The organism is Streptomyces ochraceiscleroticus (assembly GCF_000720485.1).
Taxonomy (GTDB): Bacteria; Actinomycetota; Actinomycetes; order Streptomycetales; family Streptomycetaceae; genus Streptomyces; species Streptomyces ochraceiscleroticus.
On the sequence record NZ_JOAX01000005.1, the window covers coordinates 226,929 to 244,533 of the forward strand.

General features: G+C 71.4%; 19 protein-coding genes and 1 pseudogene. 13 read left to right on the forward strand and 7 right to left on the reverse strand.

What is annotated here, in order from left to right:
* Positions 1–12: 12 nt before the first annotated feature.
* From IG84_RS0108835 to IG84_RS0108850, 4 genes are read right to left on the reverse strand one after another with little or no spacing between them, the layout of a single operon-like run.
* Positions 13–966 (reverse strand): PDR/VanB family oxidoreductase, encoded by a 954-nt coding sequence (locus tag IG84_RS0108835; protein ID WP_031053513.1) that lies wholly within the window; start codon positions 964–966, stop codon positions 13–15.
* A complete protein-coding gene (locus IG84_RS0108840; protein WP_051861529.1) occupies positions 963–1,493 on the reverse strand; it encodes an aromatic-ring-hydroxylating dioxygenase subunit beta in 531 nt (176 codons plus the stop codon). Before IG84_RS0108840 ends, IG84_RS0108835 begins: the two co-directional genes overlap by 4 nt.
* Positions 1,486–2,784, reverse strand: a complete 1,299-nt coding sequence (locus IG84_RS0108845) for an aromatic ring-hydroxylating oxygenase subunit alpha (RefSeq protein WP_031053517.1) — start codon at positions 2,782–2,784, stop codon at positions 1,486–1,488. The genes IG84_RS0108840 and IG84_RS0108845 overlap by 8 nt, the downstream gene beginning before the upstream one ends.
* Positions 2,781–3,983, reverse strand: a complete 1,203-nt coding sequence (locus IG84_RS0108850; protein ID WP_063761763.1) for an acyl-CoA dehydrogenase family protein — start codon at positions 3,981–3,983, stop codon at positions 2,781–2,783. The genes IG84_RS0108845 and IG84_RS0108850 overlap by 4 nt, the downstream gene beginning before the upstream one ends.
* A gap of 111 nt (positions 3,984–4,094) precedes the next feature.
* Here IG84_RS0108850 and IG84_RS0108855 point away from each other — a divergent pair, with 111 nt between their 5' ends.
* Positions 4,095–4,463, forward strand: coding sequence for a hypothetical protein (locus IG84_RS0108855; RefSeq protein WP_245659276.1), 369 nt, complete (start codon positions 4,095–4,097; stop codon positions 4,461–4,463).
* Entirely contained in the window at positions 4,460–5,710 is a 1,251-nt protein-coding gene (locus IG84_RS0108860; RefSeq protein WP_037799636.1) for an amidase, read from the forward strand. The genes IG84_RS0108855 and IG84_RS0108860 overlap by 4 nt, the downstream gene beginning before the upstream one ends.
* Before the next feature lie 16 nt (positions 5,711–5,726).
* On the opposite strand, the gene IG84_RS0108865 is transcribed toward IG84_RS0108860, so the two are convergent.
* Positions 5,727–6,323 (reverse strand): nuclear transport factor 2 family protein, encoded by a 597-nt coding sequence (locus IG84_RS0108865; protein ID WP_051861530.1) that lies wholly within the window; start codon positions 6,321–6,323, stop codon positions 5,727–5,729.
* Positions 6,324–6,495: 172 nt separating this feature from the next.
* Here IG84_RS0108865 and IG84_RS37800 point away from each other — a divergent pair, with 172 nt between their 5' ends.
* The 10 genes and pseudogenes from IG84_RS37800 to IG84_RS0108915 all read left to right on the forward strand — a co-directional run bounded on the left by IG84_RS37800 (position 6,496) and on the right by IG84_RS0108915 (position 14,616).
* The gene (locus IG84_RS37800; protein ID WP_051861531.1) at positions 6,496–7,353 is read left to right on the forward strand and encodes an IclR family transcriptional regulator; all 858 of its coding nucleotides are present in this window, start codon (positions 6,496–6,498) and stop codon (positions 7,351–7,353) included.
* Positions 7,354–7,491: 138 nt separating this feature from the next.
* On the forward strand, positions 7,492–7,842 hold the full coding sequence (locus IG84_RS0108875; RefSeq protein ID WP_031053533.1) for a dehydroquinate synthase/iron-containing alcohol dehydrogenase family protein: 351 nt from the start codon (positions 7,492–7,494) through the stop codon (positions 7,840–7,842).
* Positions 7,839–8,741, forward strand: coding sequence for a dioxygenase family protein (locus IG84_RS0108880; protein WP_031053535.1), 903 nt, complete (start codon positions 7,839–7,841; stop codon positions 8,739–8,741). Before IG84_RS0108875 ends, IG84_RS0108880 begins: the two co-directional genes overlap by 4 nt.
* Before the next feature lie 288 nt (positions 8,742–9,029).
* Positions 9,030–9,188: pseudogene (locus IG84_RS42900) on the forward strand (IS30 family transposase); the annotation flags it as partial.
* Between the two features lie 579 nt (positions 9,189–9,767).
* A complete protein-coding gene (locus tag IG84_RS0108890; protein ID WP_031053540.1) occupies positions 9,768–10,592 on the forward strand; it encodes a HipA family kinase in 825 nt (274 codons plus the stop codon).
* Positions 10,589–10,984 (forward strand): DUF3037 domain-containing protein, encoded by a 396-nt coding sequence (locus tag IG84_RS0108895; protein ID WP_031053543.1) that lies wholly within the window; start codon positions 10,589–10,591, stop codon positions 10,982–10,984. The genes IG84_RS0108890 and IG84_RS0108895 overlap by 4 nt, the downstream gene beginning before the upstream one ends.
* Before the next feature lie 305 nt (positions 10,985–11,289).
* Positions 11,290–12,051 carry a 3-oxoacyl-ACP reductase FabG gene (fabG, locus tag IG84_RS0108900; protein ID WP_031053545.1) on the forward strand — a complete coding sequence of 254 codons (762 nt, stop codon included), beginning with the start codon at positions 11,290–11,292 and terminating at the stop codon, positions 12,049–12,051.
* A gap of 45 nt (positions 12,052–12,096) precedes the next feature.
* Positions 12,097–12,849: an SDR family oxidoreductase gene (locus IG84_RS0108905; protein ID WP_031053549.1), complete on the forward strand. Its 753-nt coding sequence runs from the start codon at positions 12,097–12,099 to the stop codon at positions 12,847–12,849.
* A 248-nt stretch (positions 12,850–13,097) separates the two neighbouring features.
* Positions 13,098–13,775: a uracil-DNA glycosylase gene (locus IG84_RS0108910; RefSeq protein ID WP_031053552.1), complete on the forward strand. Its 678-nt coding sequence runs from the start codon at positions 13,098–13,100 to the stop codon at positions 13,773–13,775.
* Positions 13,776–14,130: 355 nt separating this feature from the next.
* Positions 14,131–14,616, forward strand: a complete 486-nt coding sequence (locus tag IG84_RS0108915) for a hypothetical protein (RefSeq protein WP_031053554.1) — start codon at positions 14,131–14,133, stop codon at positions 14,614–14,616.
* Between the two features lie 252 nt (positions 14,617–14,868).
* Here the strand turns inward: IG84_RS0108915 and IG84_RS0108920 are convergent, their stop codons facing one another.
* Together IG84_RS0108920 and IG84_RS0108925 are read right to left on the reverse strand one after the other, a co-directional pair.
* Positions 14,869–15,384: a DinB family protein gene (locus IG84_RS0108920; RefSeq protein WP_031053556.1), complete on the reverse strand. Its 516-nt coding sequence runs from the start codon at positions 15,382–15,384 to the stop codon at positions 14,869–14,871.
* A gap of 117 nt (positions 15,385–15,501) precedes the next feature.
* Positions 15,502–16,140, reverse strand: a complete 639-nt coding sequence (locus IG84_RS0108925) for a TetR/AcrR family transcriptional regulator (RefSeq protein WP_031053560.1) — start codon at positions 16,138–16,140, stop codon at positions 15,502–15,504.
* A gap of 98 nt (positions 16,141–16,238) precedes the next feature.
* Between IG84_RS0108925 and IG84_RS0108930 the strand changes: the two genes are divergently transcribed.
* The gene (locus IG84_RS0108930; RefSeq protein ID WP_031053563.1) at positions 16,239–17,486 is read left to right on the forward strand and encodes an FAD-dependent monooxygenase; all 1,248 of its coding nucleotides are present in this window, start codon (positions 16,239–16,241) and stop codon (positions 17,484–17,486) included.
* Positions 17,487–17,605 lie beyond the last annotated feature (119 nt).

Here is a 17,605-nt window from a genome sequence, read left to right on the forward strand (position 1 = left end):
GCCGACCGGCGGTCAGTACAGCTCGATGCGGAGCCGGTCGGAGCGTGCCCGCGAGACGCAGAGCGCGATCTCCGTGCCGGCCGCGTGTTCGGAGGCGGACAGGCAGTGGTCGCGGTGGTCGGCGGTGCCCTCCAGGAGGCCGGAGACGCACGAGCCGCAGATGCCCTCCTCACAGGACTTGGCCACCGGGATGCCCGCTTCCTCCAGTACGGAGAGGATCGACCGGTCCGCGGGGATCTCGAACTCCTCGCCGGTGTCGAGCTCCACCGTGAAGGGCCTGTTGTCCGAGGCGTCGACCGGCTGTGCGGAGAAGTGCTCGACATGGACCTGCTCCTCGCCCACGACAGGGGCGAAGACGGCGGTGACCTGGTCCATGAAGCCGACCGGGCCGCAGGTGTAGACATGGCTGTCGGGACTCAGCGTGGCTGCCGACGGCCGAAGGATGCCCGGATGCTCGGTCCGCGGTCGGCCGATGTGCAGGGTGACCCGGTCGCGGAAGTCGGCACGGTGCTCCAGCAGGTCGCCGAAGGCGAGCTCGGCGCGAGAGCGTACGAAGTAGTGCAGCGCGAAGTCGGCGCCGCGACGGTGGAGTTCGTAGGCCATGCTGAGCAGCGGGGTGACACCGATGCCGCCGGCCACCAGCAGGTGGCGGTCGGCCCCGTCGGCGATGCCCAGCAGGTTCCGCGGCGGGCCGATCGTCAACCGGTCGCCGACCGCCGTCCGGTGGAGCGCGGCCGACCCACCCCGGGACTCCGCCTCCCGCTTCACGGCGATGAGGAGGGACGACCGGTCGGCCGGGTCCCCCGCCAGCGAGTACTGGCGCAGGACCCCGGTCGGGCCGGTCACATCGATATGCGCTCCGGCGGCGAAGGGCCCGAACGCGGCGCCGTCTGCCCTGCGCAGCCGCAGGGAACGGACCGCCGCGCTCTCCTCGACGATCTCGGACACCCGGACGGCGACGCTCACAGCAGGAACCCCGCGGCGGGCACGGCGTCCTCGGCGTCCACCAGCCGGATCACCTTGCGGACGATCCGGTCCTCCGACCGGTCCGCGCCCAGGCGGACCGTGTACTCGACATCGGAGGCCCACAGTTGGTGGCGGTCACGCTTGTAGGCGACGAGGATCTGGGCGGCGCGGAGTGACACCGATCCGTCGGTGGTCTCGACGGGGACGAAGCGGGACACGGTGCGCGCGGTCCTGGCCGAGTCGACCGCTGAGATGGCGTATCCCTCGGTGAGACGGGCCACGCGCATGGCCCGCATCCGGGCGTCGTCGTAGACCATGTTCAGCTGGTCGTCGAAATCGTCGGTGGTGTCATCGAGCGGGATGACGTAGATGCCGTCCTCGGCGTAGAGCTCGTTCCAGGCCCGGTACTCCTTGCGGTCGAGGAGCTCGGCCTCGCGCCAGAGCAGTTCGATCGCCCGCACGACACGCGGGTCGCCGAGCGGGGCAGCGGGGGCGTCGGGGAGGGTGGCGGTGGCGGTGTCAGCCATTGCTCATCATCTTCTTCCACATCCGGTACGCGGCCCGCATACCGGTCTCGTCGGTGCTGTGTGAGGTGGCCCAGCCCTCGGGGGCGTCGACCTCGCGCTTCAGGCCGCGGTTCACCATGATCGGCATCTCCGGGCAGGCGCGGGCACCGCGCTGGACGCGGTCCCAGCCCTCGGAGTCGTCGGGGGAGCCGAAGCCGAACGGCCCCTGGAAGTGTTCGTGGATGCGCAGCCGTTCGCGGCGGACCGGGCCGGCGATCCCCTCCGGGGCGTCCACGCCGAGCGCCACGTGCTCGATGATCGTCTCGTCGACACTGACCGGGTGCAGCACCCGGAAGAACGCCGAGGACAGGCCGACGTTGGGGAACAGGTTCAGATTCGACCCGGTGCCGTGCATCGCGCGCACCAGCTTGCGGACCTGCGCGTCATCGGCCCCACCCTGCTTCAACTCGGCCACCAGGCCGTCGAATCGGGGCTGCAGGGGCTCGCTGCCGTCGTCGGCGTCGAGGTCGATGTGCGCCGGCACCATGTGCATCACGCTGTGCCCGTTGCCGAGGTCGTGGCAGGTGGAGGCAGGGTCGGTCATGAAGCTCAGCATCCCGGCCGTCTCCTCGTCCACCGAGCTCATCCAGGAGCGGTGCACGATCGGAAAGTGGTAGCCGTCGGTGGTGTTCTCCAGCTGGATCTTCCAGTTGCCCCGGAACCTGAAGCGGTGGGTGCCGATCACCTTGAGCGGATAGCCGCCACCCTGCTTCATGAACCGGTCGGCCCACTGCCGCACATCGCCGAGGAACTCCTCCAGGGGCTCCGCGTCCTGATCGAAGGTGGCGAAGACGAGGCCGCGGTAGCTCTCGGTGCGCAGCGTGCGCAGGCCCATCTCGTCCTTGCTCATCACCCCCTCGTAGCCGTCGGGGTAGGGGATGCCACGCAGCCGCCCGTCCAGGCCGTAGGACCAGGCGTGGTAGGGGCAGGTGAAGCCGTTGGCCTCGCCGCGCCGCTTCTCGCACAGGCTGGCGCCGCGGTGCCGGCAGCGGTTGACCAGGGTGTGGAGGACGCCCTTGCGGTCCCGGGTGACGATCACCGCATTGCGGCCGACGGACGTGGACTTGAAGCTGCCCGGTTTGGGCAGCTCGCTCTCGTGCGCCACCCAGATCCAGGTCTTCTCGAATATCTGGGTCATCTCGCGTTCGAAGATCTCCGGGTCGGTGTAGACCCGCGCGGCGACGCGGTCCTCCTGTACCAGCTCGGACGGCTCCAGCTGATGGATGTTCGCCGTGGTGAACTCGATGGTCATGCTGTCTTCTCCTCGGTGTTGCTGCTCCTGGGGCGGTCCCGGTCGCTACGGGGGCTCGCGGGGCCCAGGAAGCCGGGGGTGGTCGGGTCCAGTCCCAGCAGGACGGCCCCGGCGTCGTCGTAGATGTGCTGGCTGAGCGAGGCGTGCAACTGGGGCACCTGGGCGTCCAGCCGAATCTGGTTCAGCGGGTGCGAGTTCTGGATGATCGCCGCCCCGGACACCTTGGCGAGGTCGTGGACGACCTGCGCGGCGGTGTCGGAGATGTGGACGGCGCTGAGCCGGATGCGCGCGATCTGATCCGAGCTTGCCGCTTCCCCCGCGCTGACGGTCTCCCACACCTCCTCGGCGACGTCCAGGAAGTAGCGGCGTGCCGACTGCAGGGCCACGTACGCCCGCGCGAACTCCGTGCGGTAATAGGCGCGTTGGCCGACCGGTGGTGCTCCCGTGATGCCTCGGTAGGAGCCCGAGTGCTGCGCGTGGTCGAGGGCGCCCAGGGCCACGCCGAGCCCAATGGCCGCATGGCACTGCGCCTGGTAGGCCAGCAAGGGATAGCGGAAGAGGGGTTCGTCGATCTGCGAGGCGCCGCCCCGGACGTAGGTCCACTCCAGCGGGATCTCGACGTCTTCGAGCACCGTGTCGAAGGAGCCCGAGGCGCGCATCCCGCTCACGTCCCAGTCCTGGACGATGGTCACCTGATCGGCGGGGAGGAGGGCCGCACGGGGCCGGCAGCCGGCGGACTCGTCCAGGAGGCCCACGTTGATGTAGTCGGCGGCCATGCAGCCGCTGGCGAACTTCCACCGGCCGCTCACCCGGAAGCCGTCCGCGGTCCGCAATGCCTTCTGCATCGGGAAGAGGCCGCCGGCCACGACGACATCCGGACCGTTCCGGTAAATCTCTTTCTGAGTTCCGACGGGGAGCGCGCCGAGGTAGGTGTTGGCGGAGGCGAAGCCCACCACCCATGCGGTGGACCCGTCCACGCGACCGACCTCCTCGACGAGCCTGAGGAACTCGTGGGGCGGCAGCACACACCCCCCGAACCGGATCGGAGTGGCGTGCCGGTAGACACCGAACGGCATGAGCTTCTCGACGAAGTCACGGGGCACGTACCCCTGGGCGTGGAATTCCGCACGCCGTTCCGTGAGCTCCGCAAGCACCGCTTGCCACTTCGGGCCGGCTGTTGGCTCGGGGACGTCACCCATGTTCCCTCCTTCTGGCCGGTTGAGGCCCAAACGGATGCTCAGCCATCGAGGGCGCCGATGCGACGGGTCGGACCGGTCAGTGGACCGCTGCGGCGGAACCGTCGAGGCAATGTGGTCGGATCCAGTGGCGGGGCGGACGCGCTGCCCACAGGCGCGGACCCCGCCCGTACCGAGAACCTCGAGGAGCAGCGGACCATGGAAAAGGAAGAGCCGGTCGACCGCGCCCCGCGGATGACCCTGACCTGCTACAACGACACCCACGGCTACGGCTGGAAGCATGTCGACCTCTTCGTCCACGACGCGGCGGGCCGCGAGCTCGGCTGGGTGCACTGGGGTGTGCCCCAGGACGGCCCGGCCGCGGCGGACGAGGAGACCGCCCGGGTCGAACCCGCCCTGCGGCGCACCTCCGCCTGGCGCCACGGTGTGAGCGCCGGCGGTGTGGATTACTGGGAGGCCGACGCGCAGTGGGGGACCGAATGAGCGACACCGTCCGACAGCCCTGGTCCCTGAGCGAGTTGGTGGCCGATCTGAGGTCGGGGCGGTCCGCGGCCGAGGCGGCCCTCCGGCGCAGCCGCGACCGCATCGCACAGACCGAGGAGCAGGTACGTGCCTGGGTGGCCTTCGACGAGAGTCCCGCGACCGACCGCACCGGCCCCCTGGGCGGCGTCCCGATGGGCGTCAAGGACATCATCGACCTGGCCGGGCTGCCCACCAGGTGCGGCTCGGTGCTGCGCGCCGACGCCGGCCCCGCCGAGCGGGACGCCCCTGTCGTCGGCGCCTGGCGGGCGGCCGGGGCGATCCCCCTCGGCAAGACCGTGACCACGGAGTTCGCCTTCTTCGCGCCCGGCCCGACCCGCAACCCCGCGAACCTGCGGCACACGCCCGGAGGCTCCTCCAGCGGCTCGGCCGCGGCGGTCGCCGCCGGGCAGGTCCCGCTGGCCATCGGGTCCCAGACCGCCGGATCGGTCACCCGGCCGGCCGCCTACTGCGGGGTCGCCTCGCTGGTGCTGCGCCACGGGCACATCCCCACCGACGGCGTCGCCGGCCTCAGCCCGAGCCTCGACGCGCACGGAGTCTACGCAGCCACCACCGCCGATGTGGCCCTCGCCTGGGCGGCACTCACCGGAGAACCGGATCCGTCCCGCGACGCGCAGAGCGCCCCGCGGATCGCGCTCTGGAACGCCGCCCCCTTGGAGGCCGTATCCGACGAGATGGGTTCAGCGCTCACCTCGGCCGTGGCCAGGCTCACCGACCGCGGCGCAAAGATCGACGCCTTCCCGCTGGAGGCGCTGATCGCCGAGGTGACCGCGGCACATCCGGTGGTGATGGCCTACGAGGCAGCGCGCGAACGCTCCGCCGAACTGGAGCGCGCCGATCGTCTCAGCGCGCCACTGGCCGGGCTGCTCCGAACCGGTGCGGACACCCCGGAATCCGACTACCTCGCCGCGCGCCGCCTCGTCTCGGCCGCACGCGACGAACTCGGCACGCTCCTGTCCCGGTACGACGCGGTGCTCGGCCCGGCCGCGCCCGGGGCGGCTCCGCAGGGGCTCGACGCCACCGGCGACCCCGTCCTCAGCCGTCCGTGGCAGGCCCTCGGCCTCCCCGCGGTAGCCGTGCCGGGGCTACGGAACGAGGCGGGGCTGCCGCTCGGACTCCAGGTGATCGCGGAATCCGAGGCGGCAGCCCTGCGTGCTGCGGTCCGGGTGGAGCGAAGCCTCACCCGCTGAGGGGGAGGGGATCGGGTCAGGCGCCGGCGGCGTGCTCGTTGGTGTGGTTCGTCCCCGGCGCCTTCAGCAGGACGGAACGCTTCGGGTAACTGCTGGCGAAGAAGTCGGGCAGGTCGGCGATGGCGACGTTCTCGGTCCGGGTCCGGGTGATCTTCCATGTGCCGTCGATCTTGCGGAAGGCGTTGTTCAGCCGGCTGCCGCGGATCAGGGACGTGCCGTCCTCGAAGAGCCAGGGCTGGAAGTGGATCCACTGGCCGTCGGCCTCGTCCCCGTGCACATGGATCTGCTCCGAGGTGAGCCAGTGGGCGTTCATAAGCAGCTTCGGGTCCTGGTCCTGCGGCCAGAAGCGGTGGAAGTGCGCGCGTATCGCCTCCTTCCCCTCGGCCCGGCCGAACTGGTCGTCGTAGTAGTCCCCGACCCCCTCCCAGATGGCGTCGTCGGAGTAGAGGTCGAGGATCAGCTCGATGCGCTGCTCGTCGTTCTCCACCCCGTACTCCGGGCACGGTGTGTCGCACAGGAACATGTACCGGGCCTGGAGGCGGCGGATCTCGGCCTCGGCTTCGAGGACCTCGATGCGCTCGACCAGGGTGTCGATGGTGTCTTTGCTGCTCATGTCGGCAGCATCTCCACCACGCGTCCCGGAAGGAATCGCCTGGTCCACTGACCGGAACAGCTCCGTGCACAGGGCCACGTGCCGGGCATGTGGTGGTCGAGGGGGGTTGCCAATCGGTTGACCATGGCTGAAAAATCACCATTGTTCATTGGGATCGGCGAGGGGAAGCGGTATGCGCGCGAGCGCCCAGGCAGAACGTGAAACCTCGGAGCAGGCCGCCCCGGGGACCGAGCCCGAGGTCCCCGAAGCGCCTGCGAGCTCTGTGCTCGGCAAGGCCCACCTCGTGCTCGGAGCCTTCGCCTCCGGCTCGACCTGCCTCGGTCTGAGCGAGCTCAGCCGCCGTTCCGGTGTGCCCAAGGCGACCGTGCACCGGCTCGGCACCGAACTCGTCCAGCTCGGCTATCTCAGCCGCACCGCGAGGGGGTACCAGCTCGGCTGGCGCATCTTCGAGCTGGGCCGTCTGGTGCCCGGCCCGGCCCACCTGCGGACCGTCGCGCGCCCCGTGATGCTGGACCTCCGGGCCGCGACCCAGGCAGTGGTCCACCTGGCCGTGCCGCACGGCACCGACTGCTGCTACCTGGAGCGGCTCGGCGGCCGCCGGGAGGCCGCCGTCGTCGCGGCCGTCGGTTCGAACGTATCGCGGCTGCTCACCGTCTCCGGACGGGTGCTGCTGGCCTACAGCGACGACCAAGAGGACGTGATCGCGGAGATCGAGGCGCAGCGCGCCGACGGCCTCCCGCCGACCGACCGGCTCGACCCTACGGCGTTGCGCGCCGAGCTGGCCCAGATCCGCGCCCGCCGGTGGGCCCAGGAGCGGGAGTCGTGCATGTTCGGGTACAAGAGCTTCGCCGTGCCGATCATGTACTACGGAGACGACCGGGTCATCGCCACGATCTCCGCGACGGTCCCGGCCGACCGCCGCGACGACCAGCAGCTGATCCACGCACTGTGGGCGACGGCGGCCGACATCGGCCGCGGCCTGCACCGGCAGGGCTCCCGCACGGAGCCGCGCGTCGGCATGGCCGGCTGAGCGCCGGGCGGCATCGCCCATCGGTCCGGTCAGCGGACTGACCTGCTGTTCCGCCCCTCGGCCCGTGCAGCATGTGCGGAATGAAGTTCGCACACGAGACTCCCGGACCGCCTCGCCGGATCGCGGGTCCACGACGAGGTGATCGAGCACGTCCCGGTTGAGGCCGCCGAGCGGGCCCGTACGGGCGCACGGGAACACGCCGCCGTCCTGCCGCACGTCCTGGCGCTCAACGCGCCCCACGCCCCGGAAGCCGAGCGCAGGATCGCGGCCGCGCTCGGCGCACCCACCGCGGTCGAGGGGCCGGCCGCCCTCTACGCCCGGCTGGACGCGCCGACGGCGCTCAAGGAGCTGGGCATGCCGGAGAGCGGCACAGCCGAAGCCGTGGAGCCCGTTCTCGCCGCAGTGCCGGAAGGCAACCCCGCCCCTGTGACCCGAGACCGTCTCAGCGCACTGCTGCGGGCGGCCTGGGAAGGAGATTTCTCCCGATGACCACCCACGCACCCCGGACAGCGCCCGGCCCCGAGCAGCGGATCCGCGAGGCCGAGCTGGTCGGCCGCGTCGCGGATTCCTTCGACAGCTGCCCGGACCCCCGGCTGCGGCAGCTGATGAGCAGCCTGGTGCGGCACCTGCACGCCTACATCCGAGAGGTCCGGCTCACCGAGGAAGAATGGAACCGGGCCATCGACTTCCTCACCCGCTGCGGTCACCTCACCGACGACCGCCGCCAGGAGTTCATCCTCCTCTCCGACGTGCTCGGCGCGTCCATGCAGACCGTCACCGTCAACAACGAGGCGTACGGCGACGCCACCGAGGCCACCGTCTTCGGCCCGTTCTTCGTGGCGGACTCACCCGCCGTGCCCCTCGGCGGCGACATCTCCGCCGGTGCACCCGGCGAGCCCTGCTGGGTCGAGGGAACGGTCACCGACACGGCCGGCACCCCGCTCGCGGGGGCCCGCATCGAGGTGTGGGAGGCGGACGAGACCGGCCACTACGACGTCCAGTACGACGACCACCGGACCGCCGCCCGCGGCCACCTGTTCAGTGACTCCCAGGGACGGTTCCGATTCTGGGCGGTCACACCGACGCCGTATCCGATTCCGCACGACGGTCCGGTGGGGGAGTTGTTGGAGTCGGTGGGCCGCTCCCCGATGAGGGCCTCGCACCTGCACTTCAAGGTGGCCCACGAGGGCTGCCGCACGCTGGTGACCCACATCTTCGTCCGGGGCGAGGAACTTCTGGGCTCCGATGCGGTGTTCGGCGTCAAGGAATCACTGGTGAAGGACTTCGAGCGGCAGCCCGCGGACATACCCACGCCGGACGGCCGGATCGTCCAAGCCCCCTGGTCCCGGGTGCGCTTCGACATCGTCCTCGCCCCCGCACAGGCCTGACGGCGGGCGCCGGCCCCGGAGGACCCGGCCGAGCGACGCGAGGGCGCATTGCGCGCGGTCGGCCCTCAAACAGAGGCGAGTCTGGACACGTTGATGCCCCCCTTGGCCATCTTCGTGGTGCCGTTCCTCGCGGTGGGCGCGGCATCCTGGCGGTCTTCCACGGCCTCGAGCTGCCCGCTGGGGCCGGGAGGCGCACGTCCGGCCGTAGCGAGGCCGCGGACGGCAACACCCCCACCGGAGCTTCTTGGGTTCTAGCGACCATCGCAACACCTGTCCTCCGGGGACGCGATGGCCTTCGAGCTTCCAAAGGTCCGGGCACCACAGCGGAAGGCGGAGCTGGCTCATGAGCGGGAGGAATACTTCCGGCTCATGGAGCATGGGGTAAGTAGCCGGGAGGCGTGCCGAATCGTCGGCATCAACCGGCGTACCGGCAAGTGGTGGCGTAACAGCGGGTACTACTGATGGCGGGGCCTGACGCGGGGCTCCGAAGCTGATGGATTCCTTTACCAGGAAAGCGCGGCACGACCAAACAGTCTTCTTGCGTGCACTTTCATCTGCGTAACGACCTTGCAGATGAAAGGGCTGACATGCCTGACGCCTCCGCACCTGTTGCTGCGTTCCTCTTCTGCTGACCTCTCGTTACGGCAACGCTGTCGCGGTCAATACGTGAAACTCCTACGTGTGGGAGCCCGCCCTCGCGAAGGCTGGCGTCATCCCGCCCCAGGTCGAAGGTGCGAAGCCCTGGCAGTGGGCTGCTGCGCCCAAGGACGGCTTCTATGTACTGCGGCACACCTACGCCTCCGTGATGCTGGAGGCGGGGGAGTCGGTGGTTGCGCTCGCGCGGTGGCTGTGGCACTCGTCGTCGACCATCACGTTGGACCACTACGCGCACTTCATGCCGGAGGCCGGTAATAGGGGACGGGGTGCCCAGAAACTCCCCAGGGGGTTCAGGGCGGATCGCCAGGTCGGAGGGGCTTGTCGGTCCGTCGTGATTCCTGAGGTCAGACGGGCGTATAGCCTGGGGAAATGCTGACAGAAGTCATTGCGACTCGGTATGTGACACCGCTGCGGGAAGGTGGGTCGCTGCCTGGGATCGTCGAGGGGGACGACCTCGGTACGTACGTCATGAAGTTCACAGGGGCCGGGCAGGGGCGGAAGACGCTTGTTGCCGAGGTGGTCTGCGGGCAGTTGGGGCGGCGGCTGGGGCTGCGGGTGCCGGATCTGGTGCGGATGCAGCTTGATCCGGTGATCGGGCTGAGCGAGCCCGATCAGGAGGTGCAGGAATTGCTGAAGGCGAGTGGGGGGCTGAACCTGGGCATGGATTACCTGCCCGGTTCGCTGGGTTTTGATCCGCTGGCCTTCGAGGTCGGTGCCCGGGAGGCGGGGCGCGTGGTGTGGTTCGACGCGCTGATCAACAACGTCGACCGGTCCTGGCGGAATCCGAATCTGCTGGTGTGGCATGGGGAGCTGTGGCTGATCGACCACGGTGCGACGATGATCTGGCACCACAACTGGGCGGGCGCGGAGAAGGCGGCGCTGAAGCCGTACGACGCCTCCGATCATGTACTGGCGACGTTCGGGCCGGACGTGGCGGGGGCGGCCGAGGAGCTCGCGCCCAAGGTGACCGAGGAGCTGCTGACCGAGGTCGTCGCGGATGTGCCGGACGAGTGGCTGGTGGACGAGCCGGGGTTCGATTCGGCCGAGGAAGTGCGGCGGGCCTACGTGAAGACGCTGCTGGCGCGGGCCGGAGTGATCAGCGACAACATCAGGATCGGTGAGCGCACGGAGGACAAGCCTTCGCAGGCGCCGGGCTGGCTGGCCGGCAAGCTTCCGCGGAGGGCAGTGAAGTGAGCGGACTGCACAACGGACGGGACGTCTTCGAGTACGCGCTGCTGCGGGTCGTGCCCCGGGTCGAGCGCGGCGAGATGATCAACGCGGGCGTGGTCGTCTACTGCCACGCGCGGCGCTTCGTGGAGGCGCGTACGCATCTGGACGAGGCGCGGCTGCGGGCCCTGGACCCTTCGGTGGACGTGGAGGGCGTACGGGCTGCGCTCGGTGCCGTCGAGGGGATCTGCCACGGCGGTGAGCGGGCCGGACAGGCGGCCGGGGACGACGTGGGCCGGCGGTTCCGCTGGCTGATCGCGCCGCGCAGCACGATTGTGCAGCCGGGGCCCGTGCACACGGGGCTGACGGCCGACCCCGCCAAGGAGGCGGAGCGGCTGCTGGACCTGTTGGTGCGGTGACGGTACCTATTGGTACTTGGCGGTACCGGTATCCAGCAGCACCTGGTGGCCTATTGGCGGGGTGGCGATGTCTAGGTGCATACGGGGGGAGAGTGCGGGCGGGTGCGGGGTTTTCCGTGGCCGCCCGCGGTCGTTCGATGCCGCAGGGGAGGCTCGACGTCGCAGGTGAGGTGTGTAACGGGGGCCCGTGGGGCGTTGACACGGAGTGCCCCGGCTTCTAGCGTCAGCTCTGCTGAAGCGACTAAGCGGTTGCTCACCCGCCTTCCGGGAGCGGTGAGCCGCTTTCGAGGTGAGGAGAACCCCGCATGTCCACCACCGAGCAGCGCGTAGCCATCGTGACCGGCGCCGCCCGCGGCATCGGCGCCGCCACCGCCGTGCGCCTGGCCGCCGAGGGCCGCGCCGTCGCCGTACTCGACCTGGACGAGGCCGCCTGCAAGGACACCGTCGAGAAGATCACCGCGGCCGGCGGCAAGGCCATCGCCGTGGGCTGCGACGTGTCGGACTCGGCGCAGGTGGAGGCCGCCGTCGCGCGCGTCGCCGACGAGCTGGGCGCGCCGACCGTACTCGTCAACAACGCGGGCGTGCTCCGCGACAACCTGCTGTTCAAGATGAGCGACAGTGACTGGGACACGGTCATGAACGTGCACCTGCGCGGCGCGTTCCTGATGTCGCGCGCCTGCCAGAAGCACATGGTGGACGCCAAGTTCGGCCGGATCGTCAACCTCTCCTCCAGCTCCGCGCTCGGCAACCGCGGCCAGGTCAACTACTCGGCGGCCAAGGCCGGCCTGCAGGGCTTCACCAAGACGCTCGCCAAGGAGCTCGGCAAGTTCGGCATCACCGCCAACTCCGTCGCCCCCGGCTTCATCGTCACCGACATGACCGCGGCCACCGCCGAGCGGGTCGGCATGGGCTTCGAGGAGTTCCAGGCCGCGGCCGCCACCCAGATCCCCGTTCAGCGCGTCGGCAGGCCCGAGGACATCGCCAACGCCATCGCCTTCTTCACCGGCGAGCAGGCCGGCTTCGTCTCCGGCCAGGTCATGTACGTGGCCGGCGGTCCGCTCAACTGACCCGCCACGCAGCCGCCGACGTAGCCGTAAGGGATCGGAACCCACATGACTGAGCAGGACAACGCCAAGGTCGCCCTCATCACGGGCGCCAGCCGCGGCATCGGGTACGGCATCGCCGAGGCCGTGCTCGCGCGCGGCCACCGCGCCGTGATCACCGGCCGCAACGAGGACGCCCTCAAGGAGGCCGTCGAGAAGCTCGGCGCCGACCGGGTGATCGGTGTGGCAGGAAAGGCGCACGACGAGGCCCACCAGGCGGCCGTCGTCGAGCAGGCCATGGAAGCCTTCGGCCGGGTCGACTACCTCGTCAACAACGCCGGTACGAACCCGGTGTTCGGGCCGATGGCCGAGCTGGACCTCGCGGTCGCCCGCAAGGTCTACGAGACCAACGTGGTCTCCGCGCTCGGCTTCGCCCAGCAGACGTGGAAGGCGTGGCAGAAGGACAACGGCGGGGCGATCGTCAACATCGCGTCCATCGCGGGCGTCTCGGCGTCGCCGTTCATTGGCGCGTACGGCATGAGCAAGGCCGCGATGATCAACCTCACGCAGCAGCTCGCGCACGAGTTCGCGCCCGGCGTGCGGGTGAACTCGATCTCGCCCGCCGTGGTCAAGACGAAGTTCGCGGCGGCGCTGTACGAGGACCGCGAGGCGGAGGCGGCGGCGCAGTACCCGATGGCGCGGCTCGGCGTACCGCAGGACATCGGCGGCGCCGCGGCGTTCCTGCTGTCCGACGACGCCGGCTGGATCACCGGTCAGAACCTCCTCATCGACGGCGGGCGCTTCCTGAACGCGGGGGTCTGAGCGAGTCCGAGCGACTGAGGGGCTGATGGCCCCTCCCGTACTCTCCGCTGGATGCGGAGTTCTGCTGCCGGTGGCGGCGGTCCCGAGGGGCCGCCGCCACCGGCATTTCCGCGTCGTGGCGAGGTGTCCGTGGTGAGTTGTCCCGTGGCGAGTTGTCCACAGGCTGAGGCCCGGCGGGACGCGTTGTCAGTGGTCGCCGGTAGGTTCTCCAGTGAGAGATGCGGAACCAACCGGAGGTCGTTGACGTGATGCCCGACATGCTGCCCGAGTCCTGGCGCGGCGTACTCGGCGAGGAGCTGACCAAGCCCTATTTCCAGGAGCTGACGGCCTTCGTCGAGGAGGAGCGCGCCCGGGGGCCGGTCTACCCGCCGCGCGAGGAGGTCTTCGCCGCGCTGGACGCCACGCCGTACGACCGGGTGAAGGTGCTCGTCCTCGGCCAGGATCCGTACCACGGCGCGGGCCAGGGGCACGGCCTGTGCTTCTCGGTGCGCCCCGGCGTCAGGACCCCGCCGTCCCTGCGCAACATCTTCAAGGAGATGCACGACGAGCTCGGCACCCCGATCCCCGACAACGGCTATCTGATGCCCTGGGCCGAGCAGGGGGTGCTCCTGCTGAACGCGGTGCTGACCGTGCGGGCCGGCGAGGCCAACTCCCACAAGGGCAAGGGCTGGGAGAAGTTCACCGACGCGGTGATCAGGGCGGTGGCGAGCCGGCCCGACCCGGCGGTGTTCGTGCTGTGGGGGAACTACGCGAAGAAGAAGCTGCCGCTGATCGACGGACAGCGGCATGTGGTCGTGCAGGGCGCGCATCCCTCGCCGCTCTCCGCGAAGAAGTTCTTCGGCTCGCGCCCCTTCACGCAGATAAACGACGCGGTCGCGGCCCAGGGCCACACACCGATCGACTGGCGCATTCCGAACCTGGGCTGAGCGAGCCTTTGGCGGGGGCGGCGGTACGGGGGGCGAGCGGCCTCGGCTGAGCGGGACCTCGTCGGGCGCGGGGGTGGTACGGGGGCGCGGGCGGCGTCGGGTGCGGTGGCGTCCCGGCGGACCACCGGCGGCTGGCGAATGTTTGTGGTGCTCGCCGGGCCGGGGTGTTCGCCCTGCGGGGTCTCGTCGGGCGCGGAGGCGGTACCGGGGGCCGCGGGCGGCGTCGGGCGCGGGCGCGTCTCGGTGGGCTGTGGGGGTCGGGGCCGTCTGGGGGGCTCGTCGTGCCGGGGGTGCGGGGCGCGGTTAGCGTCGGGGGAGTAGGTGGTGAGGCGGCGTACGGACGCGGGAGAGCGCAGTGGGACAGAGACGGCACGGGGCGACGGCCGGGTACGGCGTCCTGACCAGGATCGGGCAGGCCGTCATGCTGCACCGCGGCGGCGACCGGGAGGAGGCCCGCCGGCGGATGTCCGTCCTGTGGCAGGAGCTCGGCCCGCGCGCGGACGCCTACCACCGCTGCACGCTCGCGCACTATCTGGCCGACACCCAGGACAGCCCTTTGGAGGAACTGCGCTGGGACCTGCGGGCGCTGAGTGCGGCTCAGGGCAGCCGGGGCCACGCGGATGCCGGCCGGACCGAGCTGCGGGCGCTGCTGCCCGCGCTCCATCTCGACCTCGCCGCCGACTACGCCCGGCTCGCCCGGCACTCCGAGGCCCGCTGGGAGCTGGGCCGCGCCCGTACGGCGCTGGACGCCCTGCAGGACGACCCGCACCGCCAGGGCATCCGGGCCGACATCGAACGCCTCCAGCGACGACTGGACCGCGCGGGCGGCCACCGCTCCTAGCGGGCGGTCGCCGTTCCCTTTGCGGGCGGTCCGACGGGCTGGCCCACCACCGTTCCTGGCGGGCGGCTGACGGGCGGCCCGCCACCGTTCTTGGCGGTGGGTGCCCGGGGGCGGCCGCGGCCGTTGCCGGCGGGCTGCCGCCCGGTCGGTGCGTCAAGGCGCCCGTCGGCGGGTCAGGCCCCGGTCGGTGCGTCAGTCGACCGGGCAGCGCGTCAGGCGAGCCGACGGCGCGTCAGGCGAGCCGGCGGCGCGTCAGGCGCCCGTGTCGCCGTCCAGGCGTTCGCGGAGGAAGTCCGCGTGGCCGTTGTGGCGGGCGTACTCCTCGATCATGTGGAGGTAGATCCAGCGCAGCGTCAGTTCCTTGCCCGGCAGCCGTCCCGGCGCCGGCTCGTCCAGCGTGCGGCCCTCGGCGGCCTTGACGGCCAGCTCCGTCTCCGCCTGCCACGTGGCCAGGGCCTCCGCCGCGGTGTCCTGCTCGCCGAAGTGCCAGTCGCGGTCCCAGTCCTCCTCGTCGCAGTAGATCCACGGGAGGTCCTCGCCGGTCATGATCCGCCGGAACCAGTGCCGCTCCATCTCCGCCATGTGGCGCAGCAGGCCGAGCAGGGTCAGCTCGGAGGGCGGTACGGAGGGCGTGCGCAGCTCTTCTTCGGTGAGTCCCGCGCACTTGGTGGCCAGCGTCGCGCGGTGGTAGTCCAGCCAGCGCACCATTTGCGTGAGTTCGTCGCCGGTGCCGATGGGGATGGTGCGTGCTGGATCGGATGTTGTCATGCCGCCCAGCATGGCCGTTCGCCCGCGCGGCGACCCGGTTTTTCCCGGTTCGGTCCGCGCGGCCCGCAATTTTGCGCCAGCCTGCGGTGGGGGTGCGCGATGGGCGGCCGAAGCGGTTCAGGAGTGCCGGCCGGGAGCGGAGCCCAGCATGCCGTTCAGCAGCTCGGAGCAGCCGGCCCGGAGCTCGGCGCGGGCAGGGACCGCGGCCTGCAACTGGCCTGCCGTACCCGAGAACAGCACCCCGTCGCACCACGCCACCAGCGAGCGGGCGTGCCGCTGCGGATCGGCCGACCCGGCCGCCGCGAGCAGCCCGGCCAGCGCCTCGCGGAAGGCGCTGCCCGCCCGGTCGTAGACGGCCCGCAGCTCCGGCCGCCGGGTGGCCTCCAGCGCCAGCTCGTACCGGGCGATCAGCAGCTCGCGGTGGCGGGTCAGCGAGCGGTGCAGGGCGAGCGCGAGCAGGTCGGCGAGCGCGTCCGGGGACGGCGTGCCGGGGGCCGACTCGGCCGGAGTGAGCAGCGCGGCCTCCCGCTCCGCCAGCCGGCCGACCGCCGTCTCCAGCAGCGCCGCGCGCGTACGGGCCAGGTTCGACGTGGAGCCCTGCGGCAGCCCGGCCGTCTCGTCGACGGCACGGTGCGTCAGCCCGCGCATACCGCGCTCGGCGAGCAGCGCGAGCGCGGTATCGGCGATCAGCTCCCGCCGGCGAGCGGCGCCGGACCGGGAGGAGCGGGAGGAGGGGGCCGGGGTGCGGTCGTTCATGGGAGGCGAGCCTACAGGTCGGGACTACGGATGTAGTAGCTTGAGGGATGCGCCAACTACAGGTGTAGTCAGAGGTAGGAGCGGGGAGAAGCGCGGGTATGGCCAGCGGCGATACGAGTAACCAACCCACCGCCCTCGTCATCGGTGGCGGCATCGGCGGGCTCACTGCCGCCGTCGCGTTGCATCAGGCCGGCCGCCGGGTCACCGTCCTGGAGCGTGCCCCCGCGCTCGAACCCGTTGGCGCGGGCATCGGCCTGGCCCCCAACGCACAGCGGGCCCTCGACGCGATCGGCGCCGGCGACGCGGTACGGGCCATGGCCGCCTGGCAGTCCGAGGGGGCGCTGCGGCTCCCCGGTGGCCGGGTCCTGGCCCGTACGGACACGCGAGCGGCCGTACGGCGCTTCGGCGGCCCCGTCGTGGTCGCCCACCGCGCCGACCTGATCGGACTGCTCGCCGACCGACTGCCGGCCGGTGCGGTTCGTACCGGGATGGCCGCCACCGTGACCGACCCCGGCGACCCGGCCGACCCGCACCACCCGGCCCACGTACGCCTGACCGCCACGGCCCCCGAAGCCCCGGGCCACCCCACCGACGACCCTGCGGGCCACCCCACCGACCTCACCGCCGACCTGATCATCGCCGCCGACGGCATCCACTCCGCCACCCGCCGCGCCCTCTTCCCCAACCACCCGGGACCCCGCTACACCGGCCTCACCACCTGGCGTTTCGTCGTGCCCGCGCCCGCGTGCGGCGTCGACCCGCACGAGACGTGGGGGCCGGGGACGCTGTGGGGGAGCCAGCCGCTGCACGATGGGCGGGTGTACGCGTACGCGAGCGCCGTCGTGCCTGCCGGCGGCCGCGCGCCCGACGGCGAGCGCGCGGAGCTGGTGCGCCGCTTCGGCGGCTGGCACCGGCCCGTGCCCGACCTGCTCGCCGCTGTGGACCCCGCCGACGTGCTGCGCAACGACGTGTACGCGATGGATCGCCCGCTGCCCGCTCACCACCGCGGCCGGGTCGCGCTGCTCGGTGATGCCGTGCATCCGATGGCACCCAATCTGGGCCAGGGCGGTGGCCAGGCCATCGAGGACGCCATCGTGCTCGGGCTGCTCGCGGGGGCGGATGCCGACCTGGTGGCGGCGCTCGCCGAGTACAGCCGGGTACGGCTGCCCCGTACGGCGGAGGTCGTACGCCGCTCCGCCCGCGTCGCCCGCCTCACCACCTGGCGTTCGGCCCCCGCCCGCGCGCTGCGGGCCGCGCTCCTCGCCGGCACCGCCCGCCTCGCCCCCGACCTGGCGCTGCGCGCCCTGGACGGCATCGCCGACTGGTCCCCGCCCGGCAGGCCGTGACTCCGCGCGGCCACGTACGCTCCCCGTACACACTCGCGCGCTCCCGCTCACCGGACCGGGGCGTCCGACCGCCACATCAGCTCGACGCATCGCATCGACACATCAGATCGACACACCAG